At 70.4% G+C, this 25,466-nt stretch carries 26 protein-coding genes; 14 read left to right on the plus strand and 12 right to left on the minus strand.

Annotated features, from left to right (window positions below):
* The first annotated feature begins 68 nt into the window (after positions 1-68).
* On the plus strand, positions 69-1,553 hold the full coding sequence (locus ACZ6ZT_RS19940) for a glycosyltransferase family 87 protein (RefSeq protein WP_469720801.1): 1,485 nt from the start codon (positions 69-71) through the stop codon (positions 1,551-1,553).
* A 12-nt stretch (positions 1,554-1,565) separates the two neighbouring features.
* On the opposite strand, the gene ACZ6ZT_RS19945 is transcribed toward ACZ6ZT_RS19940, so the two are convergent.
* From ACZ6ZT_RS19945 to ACZ6ZT_RS19955, 3 genes are all read right to left on the minus strand, one after another.
* Positions 1,566-2,597 carry an alanine racemase gene (locus ACZ6ZT_RS19945; RefSeq protein ID WP_469720803.1) on the minus strand — a complete coding sequence of 344 codons (1,032 nt, stop codon included), beginning with the start codon at positions 2,595-2,597 and terminating at the stop codon, positions 1,566-1,568.
* Positions 2,598-2,671: 74 nt separating this feature from the next.
* Positions 2,672-3,790 carry a lipid II:glycine glycyltransferase FemX gene (locus tag ACZ6ZT_RS19950; RefSeq protein ID WP_393712533.1) on the minus strand — a complete coding sequence of 373 codons (1,119 nt, stop codon included), beginning with the start codon at positions 3,788-3,790 and terminating at the stop codon, positions 2,672-2,674.
* 132 nt (positions 3,791-3,922) lie between these two features.
* Positions 3,923-4,243, minus strand: a complete 321-nt coding sequence (locus ACZ6ZT_RS19955) for a hypothetical protein (protein WP_469720805.1) — start codon at positions 4,241-4,243, stop codon at positions 3,923-3,925.
* A 251-nt stretch (positions 4,244-4,494) separates the two neighbouring features.
* Here ACZ6ZT_RS19955 and rpsF point away from each other — a divergent pair, with 251 nt between their 5' ends.
* From rpsF to rplI, 4 genes are all read left to right on the plus strand, one after another.
* Complete coding sequence (gene rpsF / locus ACZ6ZT_RS19960; protein ID WP_004950685.1) at positions 4,495-4,785, plus strand: 30S ribosomal protein S6; 291 nt, start codon at positions 4,495-4,497, stop codon at positions 4,783-4,785.
* Between the two features lie 72 nt (positions 4,786-4,857).
* Positions 4,858-5,463: a single-stranded DNA-binding protein gene (locus tag ACZ6ZT_RS19965; RefSeq protein WP_469720807.1), complete on the plus strand. Its 606-nt coding sequence runs from the start codon at positions 4,858-4,860 to the stop codon at positions 5,461-5,463.
* A 43-nt stretch (positions 5,464-5,506) separates the two neighbouring features.
* Complete coding sequence (gene rpsR / locus ACZ6ZT_RS19970) at positions 5,507-5,743, plus strand: 30S ribosomal protein S18 (protein WP_005315025.1); 237 nt, start codon at positions 5,507-5,509, stop codon at positions 5,741-5,743.
* Between the two features lie 18 nt (positions 5,744-5,761).
* The gene (gene rplI / locus ACZ6ZT_RS19975) at positions 5,762-6,208 is read left to right on the plus strand and encodes a 50S ribosomal protein L9 (RefSeq protein ID WP_469720808.1); all 447 of its coding nucleotides are present in this window, start codon (positions 5,762-5,764) and stop codon (positions 6,206-6,208) included.
* Between the two features lie 129 nt (positions 6,209-6,337).
* Here rplI and ACZ6ZT_RS19980 read toward each other — a convergent pair whose 3' ends face one another.
* Entirely contained in the window at positions 6,338-7,675 is a 1,338-nt protein-coding gene (locus ACZ6ZT_RS19980) for an MATE family efflux transporter (protein WP_469720810.1), read from the minus strand.
* A 452-nt stretch (positions 7,676-8,127) separates the two neighbouring features.
* On the opposite strand from ACZ6ZT_RS19980, the gene dnaB reads away from it, so the two are divergent.
* Together dnaB and ACZ6ZT_RS19990 are read left to right on the plus strand one after the other, a co-directional pair.
* On the plus strand, positions 8,128-9,582 hold the full coding sequence (dnaB, locus tag ACZ6ZT_RS19985) for a replicative DNA helicase (RefSeq protein WP_469721035.1): 1,455 nt from the start codon (positions 8,128-8,130) through the stop codon (positions 9,580-9,582).
* Positions 9,583-9,591: 9 nt separating this feature from the next.
* Entirely contained in the window at positions 9,592-10,977 is a 1,386-nt protein-coding gene (locus ACZ6ZT_RS19990; protein ID WP_469720811.1) for a serine hydrolase domain-containing protein, read from the plus strand.
* 10 nt (positions 10,978-10,987) lie between these two features.
* Here ACZ6ZT_RS19990 and ACZ6ZT_RS19995 read toward each other — a convergent pair whose 3' ends face one another.
* From ACZ6ZT_RS19995 to ACZ6ZT_RS20005, 3 genes are all read right to left on the minus strand, one after another.
* The gene (locus tag ACZ6ZT_RS19995; RefSeq protein WP_469720813.1) at positions 10,988-12,163 is read right to left on the minus strand and encodes a winged helix DNA-binding domain-containing protein; all 1,176 of its coding nucleotides are present in this window, start codon (positions 12,161-12,163) and stop codon (positions 10,988-10,990) included.
* A gap of 70 nt (positions 12,164-12,233) precedes the next feature.
* Positions 12,234-12,725: a GNAT family N-acetyltransferase gene (locus tag ACZ6ZT_RS20000; protein ID WP_469720815.1), complete on the minus strand. Its 492-nt coding sequence runs from the start codon at positions 12,723-12,725 to the stop codon at positions 12,234-12,236.
* A 24-nt stretch (positions 12,726-12,749) separates the two neighbouring features.
* Complete coding sequence (locus tag ACZ6ZT_RS20005) at positions 12,750-13,631, minus strand: GNAT family N-acetyltransferase (RefSeq protein ID WP_469720817.1); 882 nt, start codon at positions 13,629-13,631, stop codon at positions 12,750-12,752.
* Between the two features lie 369 nt (positions 13,632-14,000).
* On the opposite strand from ACZ6ZT_RS20005, the gene ACZ6ZT_RS20010 reads away from it, so the two are divergent.
* Positions 14,001-15,182, plus strand: a complete 1,182-nt coding sequence (locus ACZ6ZT_RS20010; RefSeq protein WP_469720819.1) for a globin domain-containing protein — start codon at positions 14,001-14,003, stop codon at positions 15,180-15,182.
* Positions 15,183-15,214: 32 nt separating this feature from the next.
* On the opposite strand, the gene ACZ6ZT_RS20015 is transcribed toward ACZ6ZT_RS20010, so the two are convergent.
* From ACZ6ZT_RS20015 to ACZ6ZT_RS20030, 4 genes are all read right to left on the minus strand, one after another.
* Positions 15,215-15,694, minus strand: a complete 480-nt coding sequence (locus ACZ6ZT_RS20015) for an NUDIX domain-containing protein (protein ID WP_469720820.1) — start codon at positions 15,692-15,694, stop codon at positions 15,215-15,217.
* A gap of 60 nt (positions 15,695-15,754) precedes the next feature.
* The gene (locus ACZ6ZT_RS20020) at positions 15,755-16,651 is read right to left on the minus strand and encodes a LysR family transcriptional regulator (RefSeq protein WP_469720822.1); all 897 of its coding nucleotides are present in this window, start codon (positions 16,649-16,651) and stop codon (positions 15,755-15,757) included.
* A gap of 176 nt (positions 16,652-16,827) precedes the next feature.
* Positions 16,828-18,009: a cystathionine gamma-lyase gene (locus ACZ6ZT_RS20025; protein WP_469720823.1), complete on the minus strand. Its 1,182-nt coding sequence runs from the start codon at positions 18,007-18,009 to the stop codon at positions 16,828-16,830.
* Positions 18,010-18,058: 49 nt separating this feature from the next.
* Positions 18,059-18,439, minus strand: a complete 381-nt coding sequence (locus tag ACZ6ZT_RS20030) for a phage holin family protein (protein ID WP_469720825.1) — start codon at positions 18,437-18,439, stop codon at positions 18,059-18,061.
* Between the two features lie 93 nt (positions 18,440-18,532).
* Between ACZ6ZT_RS20030 and ACZ6ZT_RS20035 the strand changes: the two genes are divergently transcribed.
* The 4 genes from ACZ6ZT_RS20035 to ACZ6ZT_RS20050 all read left to right on the plus strand — a co-directional run bounded on the left by ACZ6ZT_RS20035 (position 18,533) and on the right by ACZ6ZT_RS20050 (position 20,710).
* A complete protein-coding gene (locus tag ACZ6ZT_RS20035) occupies positions 18,533-18,850 on the plus strand; it encodes a cupin domain-containing protein (protein ID WP_469720826.1) in 318 nt (105 codons plus the stop codon).
* Between the two features lie 150 nt (positions 18,851-19,000).
* Complete coding sequence (locus ACZ6ZT_RS20040) at positions 19,001-19,219, plus strand: DUF5326 family protein (RefSeq protein WP_469721036.1); 219 nt, start codon at positions 19,001-19,003, stop codon at positions 19,217-19,219.
* Between the two features lie 174 nt (positions 19,220-19,393).
* Positions 19,394-20,164, plus strand: a complete 771-nt coding sequence (locus ACZ6ZT_RS20045; RefSeq protein ID WP_469720828.1) for an IclR family transcriptional regulator — start codon at positions 19,394-19,396, stop codon at positions 20,162-20,164.
* Between the two features lie 96 nt (positions 20,165-20,260).
* The gene (locus ACZ6ZT_RS20050; RefSeq protein ID WP_469720829.1) at positions 20,261-20,710 is read left to right on the plus strand and encodes an SsgA family sporulation/cell division regulator; all 450 of its coding nucleotides are present in this window, start codon (positions 20,261-20,263) and stop codon (positions 20,708-20,710) included.
* A gap of 103 nt (positions 20,711-20,813) precedes the next feature.
* Here ACZ6ZT_RS20050 and ACZ6ZT_RS20055 read toward each other — a convergent pair whose 3' ends face one another.
* On the minus strand, positions 20,814-22,211 hold the full coding sequence (locus ACZ6ZT_RS20055) for a YibE/F family protein (RefSeq protein WP_469720830.1): 1,398 nt from the start codon (positions 22,209-22,211) through the stop codon (positions 20,814-20,816).
* 211 nt (positions 22,212-22,422) lie between these two features.
* Between ACZ6ZT_RS20055 and thiC the strand changes: the two genes are divergently transcribed.
* Entirely contained in the window at positions 22,423-24,210 is a 1,788-nt protein-coding gene (gene thiC, locus ACZ6ZT_RS20060) for a phosphomethylpyrimidine synthase ThiC (protein WP_469720832.1), read from the plus strand.
* A 143-nt stretch (positions 24,211-24,353) separates the two neighbouring features.
* Positions 24,354-25,403 carry an aldo/keto reductase gene (locus tag ACZ6ZT_RS20065; RefSeq protein WP_469721038.1) on the plus strand — a complete coding sequence of 350 codons (1,050 nt, stop codon included), beginning with the start codon at positions 24,354-24,356 and terminating at the stop codon, positions 25,401-25,403.
* Positions 25,404-25,466: the final 63 nt, after the last annotated feature.

A 25,466-nucleotide genomic window follows, 5' to 3' on the forward strand; every position in this document is an offset into this window, starting at 1 on the left:
GGTGAGGGCCGTCGCACCCCGTGCGGCGGCCCTCCCGCGCGTCCGCTCCCGTACGGCAGGATGAGCGCATGACCCAGGTGCACGAGGACCGGCCCGTACTGCCCACGCAGCAGGACGAGGTCTCCGCCGCCGGCAGCGAACTCATCGGCGGCCCCATCGGCCGCCGCGCCCGGCTCGGCGGCCACTGGCTGAACCCGGTCCGCGTCGTGGTCCTCGTGGCCATCGGCATGTTCGCGCTCGGCATGGTCCAGAAGGTGCCCTGCTACGACTGGGCGTGGTTCCGGGGAGCGGGCTCGCAGTACACGCACGCCTGCTACTCCGACATCCCGCACCTGTACTCCGCCCGCGGCTTCGCCGACGGCCTCGTGCCCTACCTCGACCGCTTCCCCGACGTCGCGGCCGACCCGAAGTACGGCGGCATGCAGTACCTGGAGTACCCGGTGCTCACCGGTGCCTTCATGCAGGTCGCCGCCTGGCTGACGCCCTCGTCCGGGAGCATCCAGCACCGCGAGCAGATGTACTGGATGGCCAACGCGGGCATGCTGATGGCCTGCGCCGTCGTCATCGCCGTCTGTGTCGCCCGCACCCACCGCCGCCGTCCCTGGGACGCCCTGCTCGTCGCCCTCGCCCCGGCCCTCGCGCTCAACGCGACCATCAACTGGGACCTGCCCGCCGTCGCCCTGGCGGCCGTGGCGATGCTGATGTGGGCGCGGAGCCGTCCGCTGCTCGCCGGCGTCTTCATCGGCCTGGCGACCGCGGCCAAGCTCTATCCCGTGCTGCTGCTCGGGGTGCTGTTCGTCCTGTGCTGGCGGGCCGGGAAGTGGCGGGCGTTCGGCGCCGCCGCCCTGGGCGCCGTCGTGTCCTGGCTCGTGGTGAACGCCCCGGTCATGTTCCTCGCGTGGGACGGCTGGAAGCGGTTCTACGTGTTCAGCCAGGAGCGGCCCATCGACTTCGGCTCGGTCTGGCTGCTGATCTCTCAGCGCACCGGGAACCCCCTGGAGGGGGCCAACACGTACGCGACCGGGCTGACCCTGCTGCTGTGCCTGGGCATCGGACTGCTCGCGCTGACGGCCCCCAGGCGGCCCCGCTTCGCCCAGCTGGCCTTCCTGGCCGTCGCCGCGTTCATCCTGGCAAACAAGGTCTACTCGCCGCAGTACGTGCTGTGGCTCATCCCGCTGGCCGCCCTGGCCCGGCCGCGCTGGCGGGACTTCCTGATCTGGCAGGCCGGCGAGATCGCGTACTTCTTCGGGATCTGGCTCTACCTCGCCTACACGACCAGCGGGGACAAGCACCAGGGCCTGCCTGTGGAGGGCTACCAGGTGGCCATCGCCGCCCACCTGCTGGCCACGCTCTACCTGTGCGCCGTCGTCGTACGGGACATCCTGCTGCCGGAGCGGGACGTCGTACGGCGCGACGGTTCGGACGACCCCTCCGGAGGTGTCCTGGACGGGGCTGAGGACGTGTTCACGCTCTCGGACAAGGCGAAGGCGCCGCGGTACGCGGCGCCTTCACAGGGACAGCGGGTCGACTGGGGCACGGAGCCCCGGCACTGACCGAGGGGGTGCTCAGGCGTCGAGCACCCGGTCGAAGGTGGTGGTGGTGTGCCGCAGGTGCGCCACCAGTTCGTCGCCGACCTTGGGCTCGGTCGCGTCCGAGGGCACGAACAGGATCGACACCTGCATGTGCGGCGGCTCCGCGAACCAGCGCTGCTTGCCCGCCCAGACGAAGGGCGAGAGGTTGCGGTTGACGGTGGCCAGGCCGGCGCGGGCGACGCCCTTGGCGCGCGGCATGACCCCGTGCAGGGCCTTCGGGGCCTCCAGGCCCACCCCGTGCGAGGTGCCGCCCGCGACGACGACCAGCCAGCCGTCGGAGGCGGCCTTCTGCTGGCGGTAGCCGAAGCGGTCGCCCTTGGCCACCCGGGTGACGTCCAGGACGGCGCCCCGGTACTGGGTCGCCTCGTGGTCGCCCAGCCACAGCCGGGTGCCGATCCGGGCCCGGAAGCGGGTCTGCGGGAACTGCTGCTGGAGCCGTGCCAGCTCCTCGGCCCGCAGGTGGCTGACGAACATGGTGTGCAGCGGCAGCCGGGCCGCCCGCAGCCGGTCCATCCAGCCGATGACCTCCTCGACGGCGTCCGAGCCGTCGGGGCGGTCCAGGGGCAGGTGCAGGGCGAAGCCCTCCAGCCGGACGTCCTCGATCGCCGAGTGGAGCAGACCGAGGTCCTGCTCGGAGATGCCGTGGCGGCGCATCGAGCTCATGCACTCGATGACCACGCGGGCGCCGACCAGGCCGCGGACCCCGTCCACCGACGAGACCGAGCGGATGACCCGGTCGGGCAGCGGTACCGGCTCCTCGCCCCGCCGGAACGGGGTCAGGACCAGCAGGTCGCCGCCGAACCAGTCCTTGATCCTGGCGGCCTCGTACGTGGTTCCCACGGCCAGGACGTCGGCGCCCATCCGGGTCGCCTCCTCGCACAGCCGCTCGTGGCCGAAGCCGTAGCCGTTGCCCTTGCAGACCGGGATCAGTCCGGGGAACTGGTTGGTGATCTGCTTCTGGTGCGCACGCCAGCGCGCGGTGTCGACGTAGAGCGTGAGCGCCATGCCCGTCCGGAGCCTCTCTGGGAACGCTGCCCGGTGCGGCAGCGGTGCGGTGTGTGGGGGTGGGTGGGGCGGGGTCAGCGGCGGGACATGTAGATGTCGAGCGCCTTGTGGAGCACCTTGTTGAGCGGGAAGTCCCATTCGCCGACGTACTCGACGGCCTCGCCGCCCGTGCCGACCTTGAACTGGATCAGGCCGAACAGGTGGTCGTTCTCGTCCAGCGTGTCGCTGATGCCGCGCAGGTCGTAGACGCTCGCGCCGAGTGCGTACGAGTCGCGCAGCATGCGCCACTGCATCGCGTTCGAGGGCCGGACCTCGCGCTTGTGGTTGGCGGAGGCGCCGTAGGAGTACCAGACGTGCTGGCCGACGGTGAGCATCGTGGCGGCGGCCAGCGGCTCCCCCTCGTGCTGGGCGATGTACAGCCGCATGCGGTTGGGGTCCTCGGAGTTGAGGGCCGTCCACTGGCGCTGGAAGTAGCTGAGCGGGCGCGGGCGGAACTTGTCGCGCTCGGCGGTGATCTCGTACAGGTACTGCCAGGTCGGCAGGTCGTCGTAACCGCCCTGGACGACCTCGACGCCGGCCTTCTCGGCCTTCTTGATGTTGCGGCGCCACAGCTGGTTGAAGCCCTTGAGGACGTCGTCCAGCGAACGGTTCGCCAGCGGCACCTGGAAGACGTAGCGGGGCTGGACGTCCCCGAAGCCGGCGCCGCCGTCCTCGGCCTGCTGCCAGCCCATGCGGCGCAGCTTGTCGGAGACCTCGAAGGCGCGGGGCTCGATGACCGAGGCCTCCACGTCGCGCAGGCGCTTGACGTCCGGGTCCTGGATGCCGGCCTTGATGGCGGCCGAGTTCCAGCGGCGGATGACGACGGGCGGGCCCATCTTCACGGTGAAGGCGCCCTGGTTCTTCAGGTGCGCCAGCATCGGCTGGAGCCATTCCTCCAGGTTGGGGGCGTACCAGTTGATGACCGGGCCCTCGGGGAGGTACGCGAGGTACCGCTTCACCTTGGGCAACTGCCGGTACAACACGAGAGCGGCGCCGACGAGTTCGCCGGACTGGTTGAACCAGCCGAGGTTCTCCGAGCGCCACTCGTTCTTGACGTCGGCCCATGCCGGGACCTGGCAGTGGCTAGCCGAGGGCAGGCTCTGGAGGTAGGCCAGATGCTGCTCTCGGCTGATGGTGCTCAGGGACAGGCTCATGCGGGGTGTCTCCTCCGGCGGCTTCGCTGGCTATGGCGCGAAGCCTACTGCGACAGGGGCGCCACCCTTCTGGGGGACGGGCCGGAGCCCGGGCCTGCCTGAGGCCGGCGCCCCGTCGCGGAGGTCCCCCGGTCAGCCCAGCCAGCCGCCGAAGAGGCCCCCGTGTGCCATGCCGAGGAAGAAGCCGATGGCAGACGCGCCAAGGCCGATGATCAGTGCGAAGCGCTCGCGTGTCGTGACCGAGATGAACTGGCCGTACAGCCCGGTCACGATGCCGACCAGCCCCGCCCAGGAGCTGAGCAGGTGCAGATTGTGGAAGAACGCAGTGACGAACGCCACGGCGCCGAGTACGAGGGTGACCGCCATCAGGGCGTCCTGGAGCGGGTGGGGCTTGCCGTCGGTGGAGAAGAGCGAGATCGACTGCGAGGACTGGCGTCGCATTGCCTGTGCCATCGGAAGCTACCTCCTGGCTGCAGCAGAACAGTGGGGCGAGCCGCCTCCCGCCTGAGCCGGAGGACATAGCACCGCACACACCCGGTGCTTACAGATTGTGGCCCTCTCCTGCCGGATTTCAACCGGAAGGAGTCGACGGGGTAGTCTGTACGGTCTGCGCGGTGTCTGCTCTCGGACGCCGTGCGCACGCATCACGACCCTCCTGCCACGGAACGACCGTGGCCGCTGAGTCCAAAGGAGGTGGGTTCCACATGCGTCACTACGAAGTGATGGTCATCCTCGACCCCGATCTCGAGGAGCGCGCTGTCTCCCCGCTGATCGAGAACTTCCTCTCCGTCGTCCGTGAGGGCAACGGAAAGGTCGAGAAGGTCGACACCTGGGGCCGTCGTCGTCTCGCTTACGAGATCAAGAAGAAGCCCGAGGGCATCTACTCGGTCATCGACCTTCAGGCCGAGCCTGCGGTCGTCAAGGAGCTTGACCGACAGATGAACCTGAACGAGTCGGTTCTCCGGACCAAGGTCCTTCGCCCCGAGACCCACTGAACTTCGGTTCAGCGGTAATCGGGACCGAGTAGCACAGCAGCCCAGCAGCAATCCCCGCCGAGAGGTTCATCCATGGCAGGCGAGACCGTCATCACGGTCGTCGGCAATCTCGTCGACGACCCCGAGCTGCGCTTCACCCCCTCGGGTGCGGCGGTCGCGAAGTTCCGTGTCGCGTCCACTCCCCGCATCTTCGACAAGCAGACCAATGAGTGGAAGGACGGCGAAGGCCTGTTCCTCACCTGCTCGGTCTGGCGTCAGGCGGCGGAAAACGTCGCCGAGTCCCTTCAGCGGGGCATGCGCGTCATCGTGCAGGGCCGGCTGAAGCAGCGGTCGTACGAGGACCGTGAGGGTGTCAAGCGCACGGTCTACGAGCTGGACGTCGAGGAAGTCGGCCCCAGCCTGAAGACCGCCACGGCCAAGGTCGCCAAGACCACCGGTCGCGGTGGCCAGGGTGGATACGGCGGCGGTGGCGGCCAGCAGCAGCAGGGTGGCGGTGGCGGCGGCTGGGGCGGAGCCCCCAGTGGCGGCGCCCCTCAGGGCGGCGGAGCACCCTCCGACGACCCGTGGGCGTCCAGCGCGCCGGCCGGTGGCCAGCAGCAGGGCGGCAGCAGCGGGGGCGGCTGGGGCGGAAGCTCCGGCGGCTCCGGCGGTGGCTACTCGGACGAGCCGCCCTTCTAAGGGCTGCTCCATCCCCACTTCTTGATCACACAGGAGAGACACAATGGCGAAGCCGCCTGTGCGCAAGCCTAAGAAGAAGGTCTGCGCGTTCTGCAAGGACAAGACCGCGTACGTGGACTACAAGGACACGAACATGCTGCGGAAGTTCATTTCCGACCGTGGCAAGATCCGTGCCCGCCGCGTTACCGGCAACTGCACGCAGCACCAGCGTGACGTCGCCACGGCCGTGAAGAACAGCCGTGAGATGGCGCTGCTGCCCTACACGTCCACCGCGCGATAAGGAAAGGGTGACCGACTAATGAAGATCATCCTGACCCACGAGGTTTCTGGCCTCGGTGCCGCCGGCGATGTCGTCGACGTCAAGGACGGTTACGCTCGCAACTACCTGGTCCCGCGTGGTTTCGCGATCCGCTGGACCAAGGGTGGCGAGAAGGACGTGGCGCAGATCCGCCGCGCCCGCAAGATCCACGAGATCGCGACCATCGAGCAGGCCAACGAGTTCAAGGCCAAGCTTGAGGGTGTCAAGGTCCGTCTGGCCACCCGCGCGGGTGACGCCGGTCGTCTGTTCGGCTCCGTGACGCCGTCCGACATCGCTGCGGCGATCGAGGCGTCCGGTGGCCCGAAGGTCGACAAGCGTCGCGTGGAGCTGGGCTCCCCGATCAAGACCCTCGGTTCGTACCAGGTCTCCGTGCGTCTGCACGCCGAGGTCGCCGCGAACGTGGGCATCGAGGTCGTCGCCGCCTAAGGGCAGCGCAGGAAGGGCCGCACCCCGCTGGGGTGCGGCCCTTCTTCGTTTCACGTGAAACATGCACGGTGTCTCGTGGGCGTCTGTGGCTGTGGTCTGTGCCTGCGAGCCTATGTTTCACGTGAAACGTCAGCGGGTGGCGCCCGCGACCAGCCAGCGGCCCGAGCGGGCGCGCAGCTGGAGAGTGGCCATGCGCACCAGCATCATCAGCGTCATCGCCCACCAGAGGGCGGTCAGGCCGCCCCCGTAGGCCGGGACGAGCAGGGCCGTGGGGACGAAGACGGCGAGCGTCACCAGCATGGCGCGGGCGAGATAGGGGCCGTCGCCGGCCCCCATGAGCACGCCGTCCAGGACGAAGACGACTCCGCAGACCGGCTGGGCGAGTGCCACGACGAGCAAGGCGGGCAGCAGGGCGTCCTTGACGGCCGGGTCACCGGTGAAGAGCGGGATGAACACGGGCCGGGCCAGGACGACCAGCAGGCCCAGGACAAGGCCCGCGACGACGCCCCACTGGACCATGCGGCGGCAGACCGCCTTGGCGCCCGCGGTGTCCCCGGCGCCGAGGTAGCGGCCGATGATGGCCTGGCCGGCGATCGCGATGGCGTCGAGGGCGAAGGCGAGCAGGCTCCACAGGGACAGCAGGATCTGGTGGGCCGCTATGTCGGCGTCCCCCAGCCGGGCGGCCACGGCGGTCGCGATCATCAGGATGGCGCGCAGGGAGAGGGTGCGGACCAGCAGGGGTGCGCCCGCCTGGGCACAGGCGCGTATGCCGGCGGCGTCCGGCCGCAGGTAGGCGTGGTGGCGCCGGGCTCCGCGTACGACCACGACGAGATACGCGGCGGCCATGGCGCACTGGGCGATGACGGTGCCCCAGGCCGATCCCGCGATGCCGAGGCCCGCGCCGTAGACCAGGGCCATGTTCAGCCCGCCGTTCAGGGTGAACCCGCCGATGGCCACGTAGAGCGGGGTCCGGGTGTCCTGGAGGCCGCGTATGACGCCGGTGGCGGCCAGCACCATGAGCATGGCCGGTATGCCGAGCGCGGAGATCCGCAGGTACGTCACCGCGTACGAGGTGACGGTGTCCGAGGCGCCGAAGAGGGAGATCAGCCAGGGGGCGGTCGGCAGTACCACGGCGGCGACGGCCGCGCCGAGCAGCAGGGCGAGCCAGATGCCGTCCATGCCCTGCCGGATCGCCGCCCGCAGGTCGCCCGCCCCGACCCGTCGGGCGACGGCCGCGGTGGTGGCGTAGGCGAGGAAGACGAAGACGCTCACGGCGGTGGTGAGCAGAGCGGCGGCGATGCCCAGGCCGGCCAGCTGGGGGGTGCCGAGGTGGCCCACGATGGCACTGTCGGCCATCAGGAAGAGGGGCTCGGCGACGAGCGCGCCGAAGGCCGGGACGGCGAGTGCGAGGATCTCGCGGTCGTGCCGTCTCGGGGCGGTCGTGGGCGCGACGGGAGCCTGATTCATGGTCTCAATCTAATCTTCCACAGGTAATGGATGCAAGGTACTAGCGATCCTTACCGTGGCGCTGATTTGGGCGTTCTCCGCACCCCGTTGGAGGCGATCTTGAGACAGTGGCCAAGAAATTTCTTTCCCACAGTTCATCGTGGAAGAAATCGCAGGTCAGGGCAGGTGATGGGGTGGGGTTGGTGATTTTGTCCACAGCGCCGTCCCCCGGTCCGTGCACAGCTTCGGGCGAGTTACCCACAGCATTGGCTCCGTCGTCCACATCTCATCCACACAGCCTGTGGATAACAAGATTGGCTGACGTCGCCCGCGGCCCTACCGTTGGGCGTTGCCCGACGCGCCGAGAGCCGATTCGGGCGTCCCGAATGTCAGAGCCGTGTCGTAGAAAGAGTGGCACGGCAAGGTCCGCGTTGCGGACGGGAGGAGGCGGCCCGGTGAGTATGCCCGAGCCCATGGACGACCCCTGGGCCGACAGCGGTCCCAGTGACCGTCTGCCCGCCCGCACGCGCCGTAACGGCGAAGCCCGCGGCCGCGGGGACGACCAGGGCCGCGAGGGCGGCGCGTGGGACGGCGGCGGAAGCGGCTTCGAGCGCGTTCCCCCCCAGGACCTCGACGCCGAGCAGTCGGTCCTCGGCGGCATGCTGCTGTCCAAGGACGCGATCGCCGACGTGGTCGAGGTCCTCAAGGGCCACGATTTCTACCGTCCCTCGCACGAGACGATCTACCAGGCCATCCTCGACCTGTACGCCAAGGGCGAGCCGGCCGACCCCATCACGGTCGGCGCGGAACTCACCCGGCGCGGCGAGATCAGCAAGGTGGGCGGGGCCTCGTACCTGCACACCCTGGTGCAGTCCGTGCCGACGGCGGCGAACGCCGAGTACTACGCGGAGATCGTCCACGAGCGGGCCGTCCTGCGCCGGCTGGTAGCGGCCGGCACGAAGATCACGCAGATGGGATACGCGGCGGACGGCGACGTCGACGAGATCGTCAACAGCGCGCAGGCCGAGATCTACGCCGTCACCGAGCAGCGGACATCCGAGGACTACCTGCCCCTGGGCGACATCATGGAGGGCGCGCTCGACGAGATCGAGGCGATCGGATCGCGCTCCGGCCAGATGTCGGGCGTGCCCACCGGCTTCACGGACCTCGACTCCCTCACCAACGGCCTGCACCCGGGCCAGATGATCGTCATCGCGGCCCGTCCCGCCATGGGCAAGTCGACTCTCGCGCTGGACTTCGCCCGCGCCTGCTCGATCAAGAGCAACCTGCCCAGCGTCATCTTCTCCCTCGAAATGGGCCGCAACGAGATCGCGATGCGCCTGCTGTCGGCGGAAGCCCGGGTGGCGCTGCACCACATGCGTTCGGGCACCATGACCGACGACGACTGGACCCGGCTCGCCCGCCGCATGCCCGACGTCTCGGCCGCCCCGCTGTACATCGACGACTCCCCGAACCTGTCGATGATGGAGATCCGCGCCAAGTGCCGTCGGCTCAAGCAGCGCAACGACCTCTCCCTGGTCGTCATCGACTACCTCCAGCTGATGCAGTCGGGCGGTTCGCGCCGCCCCGAGAGCCGTCAGCAGGAGGTCTCGGACATGTCCCGAAACCTCAAGCTCCTCGCCAAGGAGCTGGAGGTGCCGGTGATCGCGCTGTCTCAGCTGAACCGTGGCCCCGAGCAGCGCACCGACAAGAAGCCGATGGTCTCCGACCTGCGTGAGTCCGGATCCATCGAGCAGGACGCCGACATGGTGATCCTGCTCCACCGCGAGGACGCGTACGAGAAGGAGTCGCCCCGCGCGGGCGAGGCCGACCTGATCGTGGCCAAGCACCGTAACGGCCCCACGGCCACCATCACCGTGGCCTTCCAGGGCCATTATTCGCGGTTCGTGGACATGGCCAACACATAGCATCCGATCATGGACGCCCTTTCTGAAGATCTGGAACTGCTCCCCTCCACCCGGCGTGCGCTGCGGCACCGGATCGCCGTGGCGCAGAGCCAGGGGCGGACTCCGTCGCTGGTGGCAGCCGTCTCGCGTGGCGGGGAGCTGGTCTGGGAGGGCTCCGCGACCTCCGTCGCGGGCCACGGGCCGGACGGGAACGTGCAGTACCGGATCGGGTCGATCACCAAGACCTTCACGGCCGTACTGGTGATGCGGCTGCGCGACGAGGGGCTGCTGGACCTGTCGGACCCGCTGGACAGGCACCTGCCAGGGACCGGCGCCGACGGGGTGACCGTCGCCCAGTTGCTCGCCCACACCGGCGGGCTGGCGGCCGAGACGCCGGGCCCCTGGTGGGAGCGTTCACCGGCCGGGCTGCGGCCGGGGCTGGCGGAGGTCCTGGGCGAGGAGCCCTTCAAGCACGCGCCCGGACGGGTCTTCCACTACTCGAACCCCGGCTACACCCTGCTCGGGTCGCTCGTGGAGGCACTGCGCGGGAAGCCCTGGGAAGAGGTGTTGCGGGCCGAGGTGCTGGAGCCGCTGGGTCTGGACCGCACGAGCGGTGCGCCGCTCGCCCCGCACGCCGGCGGCTGGGCGGTGCACCCGTGGGCGGACGTGATGATGCCGGAGCCCGCGGAAGACCTCGGGGTGATGGCCCCGGCCGGACAGCTGTGGTCCACGACCAGGGATCTGGCGAGGTTCGCGGACTTCCTGCTGCGGGGCGACGAGCGAGTGCTCGGCGCGGCGAGCGTACGGGAGATGCGCGCCCCGGCGGCCACGTCCGCGCCCGGCACCGTCGAGGGCGGCTACGGGTTCGGTCTCCAACTGGAGGACCGCGGCGGTCGGCGGCTCGCCGGCCACGGTGGTTCCCTGCCGGGATTCGTCGCGGGGCTCTGGTTGAGCGAGGACGAGGACCTGGCGGCGGTGGTCCTGTCGAACTGCACCTCGGGCGTGTCCGCTTCGACCGTGGCCACCGACCTGATCGGGATCGTCGCGGACGCGGAACCGCGCTTCCCCGAGCCGTGGCGGCCGTTCCGGGAAGCCGACCGCGTACCGCTGGAACTGGGCGGAATCTGGTACTGGGGCACCACGGCGCAGGTGCTGCGGCTGCGCGCGGACGGCTCGCTGGAGCTGGGACCGGCCGGCGGAAGCGGCCGCGCCGCCCGTTTCCGCGCCGAAGCGGACGGCAGCTGGACCGGCCTGACGGGCTATTACGCGGGGGAGACCCTGCGCGCCGTGCGCCGCGACGACGGTACGCCGAGCCACCTCGACCTCGGGTCGTTCGTGTTCACGCGCGAGCCCTACGACCCCGAGGCCCCGGTGCCCGGCGGGGTGGACCCGCAGGGCTGGCGGGGCATCGGCTGAGGGGTCCCGCTCAGGCGGAGAGTTCGCGTTCCAGCGGGGTGCGGAACCGGGGGGTGACGCGGGCGCCGCCCACCCAGTCGGCGAGCCGGGCGGCCTCCGCGGCGACCGCCTCGGCGGCCTCTCCGCCGGGATCGGCGAGCAGCCGCCAGACGACCTCCCCGTCGGGGCGCTGGGCCCAGCCTCCGATGATCTCGCCGTTCCACCACACCGTCGGGCCGATGTTGCCCGCGTAGTCGAACAGGGCGGGCCGGTGGGCGGGGTCGAGGTGGAAGCTCCGGTCGGCCCAGCCCATGCCACTGGGGTCCAGCGCCGGCAGCAGCGCCGCCCAGGGTTCCGGCGCCGGTTCGGTCAGGGTGTCGCCGGGGGAGACGAGCGCGGTGCTTCCGTCGTCGAGCCGTACCTCCTCGGGGCCCACGGCGGCCAGGGCGCGGCGCACCTCGGTGAGGGTCCAGCCGGTCCACCACTTGAGGTCGGCCTCGGTGGCGGGCCCGTAGGCGCCGAGCCAGCGGCGGGCGATTTCGGCCCGGGCCTCCAGGACGGGTACGGGAGGCCACGGCTCTGTGTGTACCCAGCGGAACTGGCTGGAGGTCCACCCCCCTCGGGGCCGGTCCCGGCGGATCCGGCCGTCGGCGGCCAGCAGCCGGATCACCCGGGTGGCGACTCCCGTCTCCGCCCCGTACGTCTTGCCCCGGCCGATGGTGATCTTCTGCCCGAGGGCGGGGACGGCCGCTGAGAGCTGACTGCCGGTCGCCGGGCCGCCCGTGTCGAGGGCGTCGAGGGTGGCCGCCTCGGCCGCGGCCAGCCAGTCGGCGTCGAGGCCCTGGCCGTCCTCGGCGAGGTGCTTGAGGAGGGACCGGCGTTCCTTCGCGGCGATGCCCCGGGCGGTGGACGCGTCCACGAAGGGGGCGAGCTCGGCGGATACGGCGAAGAGGGTGTTCCGCATGCTCAGGAGGCGGACCAGGCTGACGTCCTCGTACAGGGCCCGCTCGATCTGCGCCGGGCCGCCGCCGGTGAAGCGGGCCCGGACGGAGAGGTAGAGGCTGGCGGCGTCGGTGGCGTGCAGGGCGACGACGGCGTCCGCCGCCCCGGTGACGGTGGCGGCGCGGGCCGACGGAGCCAGGCGGTGCCGCCGGCCCAGTCGGTTGCGGCGTTCGGCGACGGTGACGAGGGGGAGGCTGCGGCTCACCCTCCGGATCGTAGGACGGACCGCTGACAACGGCCCGTCCTACACGGTGGTCCGGTCGGAGCCCGGGCCGTCAGAGCTGGAGCTTGAACCCGACGTGGGAGGCGGTGAAGCCGAGCCGCTCGTAGAAGCGGTGGGCGTCGGTGCGCGTGACGTCCGAGGTGAGCTGCACCAGTTGGCAGTTCTCCGCCCGGGACCGCTCGACGGCCCATTCGATGAACCGGGTGCCCAGACCGCTGCCGCGCTCGTCGGCGTGGACCCGGACCCCTTCGATGATGGAGCGGGTGGCCCCCTTGCGGGAGAGGCCCGGCACGATCGTGAGCTGGAGGGTGCCCACCACCCGGTCAGCGCGGACGGCGACGACGACGTGCTGGTGGGGGTCGTCGGTCAGCCGCTTCAGGGCGGTGACGTACGGAGTCAGATCGTCCGGGGACTCGCGGGTCGCACCCAGCGGGTCGTCGGCGAGCATGGCGACGATGGCGGGCAGGTCCGCTTCTGTGGCGGGCCGGATGCTCAGCTCGGGCGCCTCGGTCGCGGGGGCCGTGGGCGAGGGGGTCTCGGTCATGGGGTGGTGCCTTTCTGTCTGTCGTCAGCCCGCGGCAACGGTCAGCGGCGCCCAGCGGCGCGTCCAGTCACCGGGCAGGCCGGGGACGTCCCGGGTCATCACGGTGTTGAAAGCCAGGGACTCCAGACCGCGGTCCTTGAGCCAGGACAGGAGTTCCTCGTGGCGGACGTCGACGTCGGTGCGCAGGGGCCGGTCGGTGGTGGCTGCCAGGGCGGTCACCAGGGCCTTGGCCGTGGCGGTGTCACGGGCGATCAACGGGCCGACGACATGGGTGTCCATGTTGGGCCAGAGGGCGGCGTAGCCGATGAGGCGGCCGGCGCCGTCCTCCGCGACGAGCACCTTGTCGGCGAAGGCGGGCAGCCGCGTGATGATGTGGGTCCGGTCGGTGCCGAACACCTCCGTGTCCAGGCGGACGATCCGTGCGAGGTCCTCGGCCGTGGCCGGCCGGACCGGAACGGCGGGGGTGGCGCCGGGCTCGGGGCGGAAGGGGCCCCGGACCATTTCCGCCCGGCCCGTGGTGTCGAAACCGAGCTCCTCGTAGAGCGGGCGGCCGTACGGGGTGGCGTGCAGGGTGAGCGGGACGCCGGCGAGGACCTCGTCGCAGACGTGCGCCATCAGGCGGCGTCCGAGGCCCTGGCGGGCGTACCGGTCGGCGACGAGCACCATGCCGATGGCGGCGAGGTCCGGTTTTGCCGGGCTGTCCCCGTACCGGGTGACGACACAGGCCGCGGCCAGCCCACGGCCGTCGGGTGCGTCGACGCCGTAGCCGGTTCCGGCGGCCAGAAGCAGTCCCCACTTGTGGTCCTCACGGAGCCAGCCGCGGTCCTCGGACAGGTCAGCGCAGTGACGGCGGTCGCCCGGGTGCAGCGAACGGACGGGTAGATCGATGAGCGGTGTTGGTGTCACCGGCCCAGAGTGGATCATTCGCTCGGGGGGCGTCCAGGGGATTGGGAAGGTCCGACCGGTCGGTGTTTCACGTGAAACACCGACCGCTCCCGTCGCCGAGGCGGTCGTTTCACGTGAAACATCGCTCCGCTGCCGTCGGGCAGGCTGTTGTTTCACATGAAACACCGGCACCAGCCTTGGTACCTATGAGGGTGCGGCACCTCTTCGCCCGGCAGCCAGAGCATCTTAAGGTGGAAGGAGCCTGCGAACGCGGGTTTTCCCATTCCCCCGCAGTGCCTCCGGCCGGCTGGCACGCTGTGAAACCCGGAACCACAGATGCGAGACCGGGCGCGCGCAGACCCGACCGACATGCTCGAAGCGAGGCACCGCATGGACGCTCCGCCCACCAGATCGGCCAGACCGACGGGCCGGATACCCTCCGGGGGCGGTGCGATCGAGCCCTCCCCGGACGCCGTGCTCATCCGCCGGACCCTCGCGGAGATCGCACCCGTCGCCGACAAGATGACCTCGTACTTCTACGCCCTGGTCTTCACCCGCCATCCGCAGGTCCGGGAGATGTTCCCGGCAGCCATGGACACCCAGCGGGACCGGCTGCTGAAGGCCTTGCTCACCGCCGCCGAGCACATCGACGACCCGGCGGTGCTGACCCCGTACCTGCGCCGCCTCGGCACCGGCCACCGCAAGTACGGCACCATGGCCGGCCACTACCCGGTGGTGGGCGAGGCCCTGATCGGGGCGCTGGCCCGGTACGCCGAAGCCGTCTGGGGGCCGGAGACCGAGGCGGCGTGGGTCCGCGCCTACACCGCGATCTCCCAGACCATGATCGACGCGGCGGCCGAGGAGGCCGCGACCCCGGCCTGGTGGCACGCGGAGGTGGTCTCCCACGATCTGCGCACCTCGGACATCGCGGTGCTGACGGTCCGTCCCGACCAGCCCTACCCCTTCCTCGCCGGGCAGTACACGAGCCTGGAGACCCCGTGGTGGCCCCGGGTGTGGCGGCACTACTCCTTCGCCTCGGCGCCCCGCGCCGACGGACTGCTGTCCTTCCACGTCAAGGCCGTCCCGGCGGGCTGGGTCTCCAACGCCCTGGTGCGGCACGCCCGGCCGGGCGACGTCCTGCGGCTGGGCCCGCCCGCCGGGTCGATGGTGGTGGACCACAGCACCGACAACGGGATGCTCTGTCTGGGCGGGGGAACCGGCATCGCGCCGATCAAGGCACTGATCGAGGATGTCGCCGGACACGGCGCGCGGCGGCCGATGGAGGTCTTCTTCGGGGCGCGCAGCGACCACGACCTCTACGACAAGGACACGCTGCTGGGCCTGCAGCGCTCCCACCCGTGGCTGTCGGTGCGCCCGGTGATCGGTGAGGGGCTGGCGGGCCAGCTGCCGCAGGCGGTCGGCGAAAACGGGCCGTGGAGTTCGTACGACGCCTTTGTCTCGGGGCCGCCCGCGATGATCCGCAACGGTGTGGACGCCCTCAAGCGGATCGGGATCCCCGGAGAGCGGATCCGTCACGACGCGATCGAGGAGCTGGCGGGCGCGGCCGGCTGAGTCCGACGCGGGCCCGCCCGCTCCCCGAGCGGTCAGCCCAGGTCGGGGGCGTGCATGGCGCGCACCCCCTCGATGTTGCCGTCGAGGTAGTGGCGCAGGGAGAGCGGCACCAGGTGGACCGCGGCGATGCCGACCCGGCTGAAGGGCACGCGGACGATCTCGTACTCGCCCTCGGGTTCGTCGATCTCGGGTCCGTGGCGTTGGGTGAGGTCCATCGACTCCAGGTGGCAGACGAAGAAGTGCTGTACCTTCACGCCGGTCACGCCGCCGGAGGCGATGTGCTCGACGGTGTCGACGAAGCAGGGCACCACGTCGGTGATCTTGGCGCCGAGCTCCTCGTGGAGTTCTCGGTGGAGGGCGTCGACGACGGTGGCGTCCGAGGCCTCCACTCCCCCGCCCGGCGTGAGCCAGTAGGGGTCGACGCCGGGCTTGGTGCGCTTGATGAGGATCAGGTCGTCACCGTCGAGCAGGATCGCGCGGGCGGTGCGTTTGACCACGGGTCGTTCGGTCATGGGAGAAGAGTGGCCCAGGACTCCGCTTCTGAAACGCGCCACGGTCCGGAACCCGGCGGCTCACCAGTGCGCGGCGGCGCGCAGCAGGCGGTCGTGGGCGCGGGCGAGGTGTGCGAGGGCCAGGCCGCCGGTCCGCGCGGCGAGGAACCAGGTGCGCAGCGGCGGCACGGCGGGCTCCAGCAGGGCGACGATCTCCCCGCGGGCGAGGGCGTCGCCGCACAGGTAGCGGGGCAGGACGGCGAGGCCGGCGCCCGCCCGGACGCATTCCCGTACCGCCCGCAGGTCGGGTACGACGACGGTGGCGGTGCAGTCGGGTACGGAGTCGAACACGGCGGCCCAGTAGCGGGTGACCAGCGGCAGGCTCTCGTGGACCTCGACGACCGGGATCCCGTCGAGGGCGGCCGGTCCCTTCGCGCTCAGTTCGTCCGGATCGGTCAGGGCGGCCCAGTAGGGCGCGGCCACCAGGACCTGTTCCTCGTCGCAGAGCGGGCTCGCGGTGAACAGCGCGCCGCGCGGCCGGGAGGTGGTGACGACCAGGTCGTGCTGCCCGGAGGCCAGCCCGTCGAGGGTTTCGCGCGCGTCGGGTGCGAGGGCGGTGCGCAGGCTCTGTCCCTGTCCGACCAGCGGGGCCAGGGCGGGCAGTACCCGCAGGCACAGGAACTCGGGGGGACCGGCGAGGTGCAGGGTGCGCGAGGTGCCGGTGGCCGAGCGTTCGGTCTCGGTGATCCACAGCAGCGCGTCGAGGTGCGGGGCCGCCTTGTGGGCCAGTTCGTCGCCGACGGCGGTGGGGGTGACGCCGCGCGCGCGGCGGTGGAAGAGGGGCCGACCGAGCTGTCGCTCCAGGGTGCGGATCTGTGAGGTGACGGCGGGCTGGGACAGCCCGAGCAGCGTGGCGGCCCGGGTGAAGGAGCCGGCCCGGTGGACGGCGACGAAGGTGCGCAGCAGGGCCAGGTCCATGGCGGCCCCTCTCGGTGGGGGCCTTCAACTATAAATATGTCGATAGGCCCCTGTCGTTACCGTGATTGGACTCTGACGCTGGGTCAACTAGCCTTGTTCACGTGGTTCTTCGGCCAAGGAACCCGGGGCGGTCCGAGCCACCAGGGGGGAGGCTCGGACCGGCTACCCCGTTCCGTTCAGGCCCCGGCGCCTGACAGGGCAAGGGCCCGCAGGACATCCGCGACCAGGTCCGTCGGGTCCTCGGCGCCGGCGGAGAAGCGGATGAAGCCCTCCGGCACGGCGTCGCCGCCCCAGCGTCCGCGCCGTTCGGCGGTGGACCGTACTCCGCCGAAACTCGTGGCGTCCTCCACCAGGCGCAGAGCGGACATGAAGCGTTCCGCGTGGGCGCGGTCGGGCAGGACGAAGGAGACGACCGAGCCGAAGCCGCTCATCTGCCGGGTCGCCGTCTTGTGGGAGGGGTCCGAGGGCAGGCCCGGATAGCGCAGCCCGGTCACCTCGGGCCGGTCGGCCAGTGCCTCGGCGACGGCCAGGGCGTTGCCCCACTGGCGCTCGGTGCGCAGCTGGATGGTGGCCAGCGAGCGATGGGCGAGCCAGGCCTCCATCGGCCCCGGGATCGCGCCGACGATCTTGCGCCAGCGGCGGACGTCCGCGGCCAGGGCGGGGTCGCGGCAGACGACGTAACCGAGGAGCAGGTCGCCGTGGCCGGTCAGCCCCTTGGTGCCGCTGGCGACGGAGAAGTCGGCGCCGAGCTCCAGCGGCCGTTGCCCGAGCGGGGTCGCGAGGGTGTTGTCGACGGCGACGAGGGTGCCGCCCTCGTGTGCGGCCGCCACGAGACGGCGTACGTCGCACACGTCGAGGCCGGGGTTGGAGGGGGTCTCGATCCACAGCAGCCGGGCCCCGGCGAGGACGGTGAGCTGTGCGTCCTCGCCGGTCGGCGCGGTGCGCACGTGGATCCCGTACGCCTCCAGCTGCTCGCGGACCAGGGGGAGCGCCTGGTAGCCGTCGTCGGGCAGGACGACGGTGTCACCGGTACGGGCCTGGGAGAGCAGGACGGCGGAGATCGCGGCCATGCCGGAGGCGAAGACGATGGTGTCCACCTCCCGGCCGGGCGCCTCCAGTTCCCCGATGGCGCGCTCCAGCAGGGTCCAGGTGGGGTTGGTGTCGCGGCCGTAGGTGTACGGGCCCGCCACGTCACCGGGGAGGTGGAAGTGGGCTGCGAAGACCGGCCCGGGCAGGGGCGGTTCGTTCTTGACGGGCTCGGGCAGTCCGGCGCGCACGGCGCGCGTGGCGTCCGCGTACCGGCCGGCGTCCGCGAATCGGTCGGTGGCGGGGGCCCCGACGCCGGGGTGATCGTTCACGGGGTGGTCTCCTTCGGGGCGGTGCGTGCGGCGTTCTGCGGAGGCCCGCTCAGTCCTTGTCGGGGAGGGCCAGGTTCAAGGCCCAGGAGACGAGCGAGATGATGAGCCCGCCGAGGACGGCGGTCCAGAAGCCGTCGACGTGGAAGCTGAGGCTGAACTTCTCGGCCAGCCAGGAGGTCAGCATCAGCATCAGCGCGTTCACGACGAGCGTGAACAGGCCGAGGGTGAGGACGAACAGCGGGAACGACAGCAGCTTGACCACGGGCTTGACGATCAGGTTGACGAGGCCGAAGACCAGCGCCACCAGGATCAGGGTGAGGGCGCGGCGGCCCGTACTGCTGCCGTCGTCGAGAGTGATTCCGGAGACCAGCCAGACGGCGACGGCGAGGGCCGCCGCGTTGGCGAGCGTCTTGACTACGAAATTCGTCATGTGTCTGATCGTGGCAGAGAAGATCCCGGTGGGACATCGGCAGATCAGCGGATCCCACGACATCACCGAACCAGGGCGAGGGGCACGACAAGGATGAAGGCCTTCAGGCTGGACGAGCTCGAAGCGGAACGGGCCGCCAATGACGGCGCCTACCTCCAGTTCCTGCGCGAGCGCAACATGTCGGTGGGGCTGTACGCCCTGGAAGCCGGGCAGAGCGACCCGCAGCAGCCGCACCGACAGGACGAGGTGTACTTCGTGGTGAGCGGACGTGCCTCGATCACGGTCGGAGAGGAGACGACGGCGGTGGCGAACGGCAGCGTCGTCTACGTGCCGGCCGGGGTGCCCCACAAGTTCCACCACATCACCGAGCCGTTGAAGGTGATGGTGGTCTTCTCCCCGCCGGAGGGCTGAGCGGTCCGAGGGGCTGAGGGTCGCGGACCCTGAGCCCCTAGGGGGTGGATCAGGGGGTTCCGGGGGCTCGCGGTCCCCCGCCGCCGGCCGCGCGCTCCTAGCATCGGAGCAGGAAGTCACGGACGAGGAAGAGGTAGGAACATGGACGGCATCCGAGCGACGTTCGCGGGCACGCCCTGGTGGGTCAAGTGGGTGGCCGTTCCGCTGCTGGCGCTGTTCGTCTTCGGCGGGGTGATCCTCAGCATCCTCAGCACGCTGATCACCTTCGCCTTCAAGGCGCTGCTCTTCGTCGCCCTCGTCGGCGGTCTGATCTTCGTGGTCAAGAAGTTCACGGGCCGCGGCGCGAAGGCCTCCTCCAGCGACTGGTAGGACGCCCGCGGAGGCAGGGGTCTCCAGCGGGAGCGACAGGGCCTCCCGTTACGGGCAACCACTCGGGAGCGGTAAGCGGATTGACCCAGGAGGGGGAACGGCACCGGCCAAATCGCCCACGCCCCCACACCGCTGGATAGGGTCGCGATCTGCGCCGTTCCCTGGGGGTGAGCATTGTCTTCGGTCCACAACGCCGGCGTGCCGACCCTCATCGGTTCGGTGCAGCGGGCGCTGCGGCTGCTGGAAGCGGTGGGATCCCATGGCGGGGGAGCTCCGGCGAAACAACTGGCGCGCGAAGCCGGGCTCCCGCTCCCCACGGCCTACCACCTGCTGCGCACCCTGACGCATGAGGGCTATCTGCGCAGGGAGAGGGGGGTGTTCCTGCTCGGCGACGCGACCGGCCGGCTGGCCGGTGGTGGGCTCCAGCAGAAACGTCGCAGCATGATCCTCGACTCGCTCGCGCACTTCCGCGACGCCGTCGGCGCGCCCGTCTACTTCGCGGTCTACCGCGAGGGGGAGATCGAGGTGGTGGGCGTCAGCGACTCCCCGGCCGCCCCGGCCTGCGAGGAGTGGGCCGATTTCCGCGAGACCGGTCACGCGCACGCCATCGGGCAGTGCCTGCTCGGCCAGCTCGACGAGAAGACGCGCAAGGATTACTACGACCGCCACCCCGTGGCGGCCATCACCCCTTACACCGTGCGGGACATGGCCGCCCTGGAAGCGCGCATCGGTTCGCTGGAACGGATGCAGCCCGTGATCGAGCGGCAGGAGTACTCCCTCGGAACGGTGTGCGCCGCCATCCCGATCACCGCCGGCGACACCGCTGCGACGATGGCCATTTCTCTTCCCTTGCACCAAGAGGATCGGTTGCTGTCCGTAGTCGATCGTCTGCGTCGAGAAGTCGGCGCGCTGCTGAGCAGCCTCTCTTTCTCTATCAGTATCTGAAAACTCACTCCTTGTGATCTGCGGGCGCTTCCCCCACCCTTGTCAAGACGGCCTAGAGGGACCATTCCGGCCACTTCCACAACAACGGGGTAGGCAATGCGCGAGTCGGTACAGGCAGAGGTCATGATGAGCTTCCTCGTTTCCGAGGAACTCTCGTTCCGGATCCCGGTGGAGCTCCGGTACGAGTCCCGCGACCCCTACGCGGTGCGCCTGACCTTCCACCTCCCCGGCGACGCCCCGGTGACGTGGGCGTTCGGCCGGGAACTGCTGCTCGACGGCATCAACAAGCCGTGCGGCGACGGGGACGTGCACATCGCCCCCACCCACCCGGAGGGACTGTCCGACGTCCACATCCGGCTGCAGGTCGCCGGGGACCGGGCCCTGTTCCGCGCGAGCGCGGCGCCGCTCGTCGCCTTCCTGGACCGCACCGACCGGCTGGTTCCGCTGGGTCAGGAGCGCAGCCTCGGCGACTTCGAGGAGAACCTCGACGAGGAGCTCGGCAAGATCCTCGCCGGGTCGCGGCAGAACGAGCAGAACGCCGGCTGAGGAAACGGCCGTCGGCCCCCGGCCACCCGTCGTCGCGCGCCGCGTGCGCCCTTGCGTCCCTGCCCGTACGTGTTCGACCCGTGAGTGTGAGGACCCGACCCCGTCAGCGCTTGCGCCGACGGCCCCGGCCGCCGCGACCCGGCTTCGCGGGCGCGCCGGAGGCCGGATGTCCCGGCCGGTCGGCGGAGACCACCAGTGCCGCGAGCGCCGTCGTCATGGGGACCGAGGCCACGAGCCCGATCGACCCCACGAGGGTCCGTACGATCTCCTCCGCGACGAGCTCGCTGTTGGCCACCGACCCCATACTGCTGTTCGCGATGGAGAACAGCAGCAACAAGGGCAGTGCGGCGCCCGCGTAGGCGAGCACCAGGGTGTTGACCACCGACGCGATGTGGTCGCGGCCGATCCGGATGGCCGCCCCGTACAGGGCCCGCGAGCCCATCTTCGGGTCGGCCTGGTGGAGTTCCCAGACGGCCGAGGTCTGCGTCACGGTCACGTCGTCGAGCACGCCGAGGGAACCGATAATCACACCCGCGAGCAGCAAACCGCTCATGTCGATGGACGGGTAGAGGCCGTGGATCAGTCCGGTGTTGTCGTCCGTGTTGCCACTCAGGAACGCCCAGTCGACGAACAGCGAGCCCATCAGCCCGATCAACAGCAGGGAGGCGAGGGTTCCGAGGACGGCGACCGAGGTCCTGGCCGTCAGCCCGTGGCACATGTAGAGGGCGATCAGCATGATCGCGCTGGCTCCGATGACCGCGACGAGCAGAGGGTTCGAGCCCTGGAGGATCGCCGGGAGGATGAACAGCGTCAGGATCCCGAAGCTGACCACCAGCGCGATGAGGGCGAAGACGCCGCGGATCCGTCCGACCACGACGACCGCCACCGCGAAGATCGCGGCCAGCAGCGTGATCGGCCACTTCCGGTTCACGTCGATCACGGAATACTGGAGGTCGTGCGGGGCGTCCGGCGCGTACGCGACCACCACCTCCTGGCCCTTCTCCAACTGCCGCGGCGCGCCCGGCTGGACGATCTCGAAGAAGGCCCGGCCCTTGTCCGGGCCGCTGCCGACCTCGACGGTCGCCTTCTTGCACTCGCCGGTCTGCGCGGCCTGCGCCTCGCGTCCCTCGGGGGTGGAGGTGTCGCCGGTCGGCGGCACCTGCGAGGCGTTCACCGATTTGCAGTCGACCTTCGCCAAAGCGACGACCGTGCCCTGCTGGGTCTGACGGTCGAAGCCCACCCCGGTCCGTTCGTGTGCCGGGGCCCCGCCCGGCCAGAGCACTGCCATGCCGATGAAGACGGCGGCGGCGAAGGGGATCAGTACCGCCGCGATGACCCTGCGCAGGTGCCTGGAGACGGGGGCCGCCGGCCCGTGGCCATGACTGTGGCCGTGCGCATGGCCGTGGGAGGCACCGGCCGCCGGTCCGTGAGGCGTGTGCTCGTGACCGGTGTGGCCGTGGTGGTCCGTGGGTTCGTTGGGGCGCTGCGGCGAGGACGTCACCGGCAGATCATCGCAAGAGATGAGGGGGCCCACTGTTCAGCACGCCACAGGTGGCGCTAGCGTGGGGGCACCTTTGCACAACGCGGGAGCTCGGAGCACCGGGCTGAGAGGGCGCTGATCACCGTACGCGCATGACAAGGCGTACGGGAAGAGGCTGCGTCGACCGCCGAACCTGTTACCGGGTAATGCCGGCGTAGGGAGATCAGGTCTCATGACCATTCAGGACGCACGCACGCCTGCCGTCAGCCAGGACGCCGACGGCCAGACCGAGCGCCAGCCCGGCTGGCACAAGGGTTACCTGGCGGGCTCCCGCCCGGACATCCGGGTGCCGGTCCGCCAGGTCCACCTCACCAACGGCACGGACGTCACGCTCTACGACACGTCCGGTCCGTACACCGACCCGCAGATCGAGACCGACGTGCGCCGGGGCCTGGCACCCCTGCGCGAGAACTGGATCATCGGCCGCGGTGACACCGAGGAGTACGCGGGCCGTCCCGTGCGCCCCGAGGACGACGGCATCAAGCACACCTCGCCGCGCGGCGGCCTCAAGAACCTCGACGCGGTTTTCCCCGGCCGCCCCCGCCAGCCCCGACGCGGTCGCGGCGGCGCCGCCGTCACGCAGCTCGCGTACGCCCGCCGTGGTGAGATCACCCCGGAGATGGAGTACGTCGCGATCCGCGAGAACGTCTCCCCCGAGGTCGTCCGCGAGGAGATCGCCGCAGGCCGCGCGGTACTTCCCGCCAACGTGAACCACCCCGAGATCGAGCCGATGATCATCGGCAAGCGCTTCCTGGTGAAGGTCAACGCCAACATCGGCAACTCCGCGGTCACCTCCTCCATCGAGGAGGAGGTCGACAAGATGACCTGGGCCACCAAGTGGGGTGCCGACACGGTCATGGACCTCTCGACCGGCCGCAACATCCACACCACCCGCGAATGGGTGCTGCGCAACTCCCCCGTCCCGATCGGCACCGTGCCGCTGTACCAGGCGCTGGAGAAGGTCGACGGCCGCGCCGAGGAGCTGACCTGGGAGATCTACAAGGACACGGTCATCGAGCAGGCCGAGCAGGGCGTCGACTACATGACGGTCCACGCCGGCGTGCTGCTGCCCTACGTGCCGCTCACCGCCCGCCGCAAGACCGGCATCGTCTCGCGCGGCGGCTCGATCATGGCCGCCTGGTGCCTGGCGCACCACAAGGAGAACTTCCTCTACACGAACTTCGAGGAACTCTGCGACATCCTGGCGACCTACGACGTCACGTACTCGCTCGGCGACGGTCTGCGTCCCGGCTCCATCGCGGACGCCAACGACGCCGCGCAGTTCGCGGAGCTGAAGACGCTGGGCGAGCTCAACACGATCGCCAAGCGCCACAACGTCCAGACGATGATCGAGGGCCCGGGCCACGTCCCGATGCACAAGATCAAGGAGAACATCGACCTCCAGCAGGAGATCTGCGAGGAGGCGCCGTTCTACACGCTCGGCCCGCTCACCACGGACGTCGCGCCCGCATACGACCACATCACCTCCGGCATCGGCGCCGCGATGATCGCCTGGTGGGGCACCGCGATGCTCTGCTACGTCACGCCCAAGGAGCACCTGGGCCTGCCGAACCGGGACGACGTGAAGACCGGCGTGATCACGTACAAGATCGCCGCCCACGCCGCCGACCTGGCCAAGGGCCACCCGGGCGCTCAGGAATGGGACGACGCCCTGTCGGACGCGCGGTTCGAGTTCCGCTGGGAGGACCAGTTCAACCTGGCCCTCGACCCGGTCACGGCCCGCGAGTTCCACGACGAGACGCTTCCGGCTGAGCCCGCGAAGACCGCGCACTTCTGCTCCATGTGCGGTCCGAAGTTCTGCTCCATGAAGATCTCCCAGGACATCCGCCGCGAGCACGGCGGCGACCTGAAGGCCGAGGAGATCCAGGCGGGCATGGCGGAGAAGTCCGCGGAGTTCGCCGCCGCCGGGAACCGGGTGTACCTGCCACTGGCGGACTGACCGGACACATCGGGGGGAGTGCGGCTCCCGGGCGGCGGACCACCGCCGTCCGGGAGCCGCACGTGTCCGGAGGGGGCCGGACGAGCCACGGAAAGCTCTTGCGCTGGAGTGCGCTCCAGCTCCTAGAGTGCGGCCGCATGACCATGCGATACCGAAATCTGGGCGGGACCGGCATCGAGGTGAGTGCGCAGTGCCTCGGCACCATGATGTTCGGGGCGGTGGGGAATCCGGACCACGAGGAGTGCGTCCGGATCATCCATGCCGCGCTCGACCGGGGCATCAACTTCGTGGACACCGCGGACATGTACTCGGCCGGCGAGTCCGAGGTGATCGTCGGCAAGGCGCTCAAGGGGCGGCGTGACGACGTCGTGCTCGCCACGAAGGTCCACTTCCAGATGGGAGAGGGCCGCAACCGCAGCGGGAACTCCCGGCGGTGGATCACGCGGGCCGTGGAAGACAGCCTGCGCAGGCTCGACACCGACTGGATCGACCTCTACCAGGTGCACCGGCCGGACCACACGACCGATGTCGAGGAGACACTGGCCGTCCTCGGTGACCTGGTCAGGGCCGGAAAGATCCGGTCCTTCGGGTGTTCGACCTTCCCGGCCGAGGAACTCGTCGAGGCCCATCACGTCGCCGAGCGGCGGGCGCTGCCCCGCTTCCGGACCGAGCAGCCGCCGTATTCGATCCTCGCGCGGGGCATCGAGGCCAATGTCCTGCCGGTCGCCCAGCGCTACGGGATGGGCGTGCTGACCTGGAGTCCGCTCGCGTCCGGCTTCCTGAGCGGCAAGCAGCGTCTCGGCAGGCCCGTGGACCTGACCTCGGGACGGGCAGCGCTGCACCCGGCGCGCTTCGATCCGGCGATCCCGGGCAACATGGCCAAGCTGGAGGCCGTGGAGCGGCTCGTCGAGCTGGCCGAGGAGATCGGCTGCACGCTTCCGGAGCTGGCGGTCGCCTTCCCCGTCGCACATCCGGCGGTCACCTCCGTCATCATCGGGCCGCGGACGATGGAACAGATGGAATCGCTGGTGAAGGGCGCCGCCCTGGTCCTGGACGATGCGGTGCTCGACCGGATCGACGAGATCGCTCCGCCGGGCGGGAACCTGTACCACCCGGACGGGGTCTGGCGTCACCCGGCCTTGACGGACACCCATCGGCGTCGGCGCCCGCTGAGCGAGCGGTCCGCGGGCTAGGCGCATCCCGTCGGTGTTTCACGTGAAACACCGACGGGATGTCGTGGTTTCACGTGAAACAGC

This window comes from Streptomyces sp. NPDC102258 (assembly GCF_055584685.1).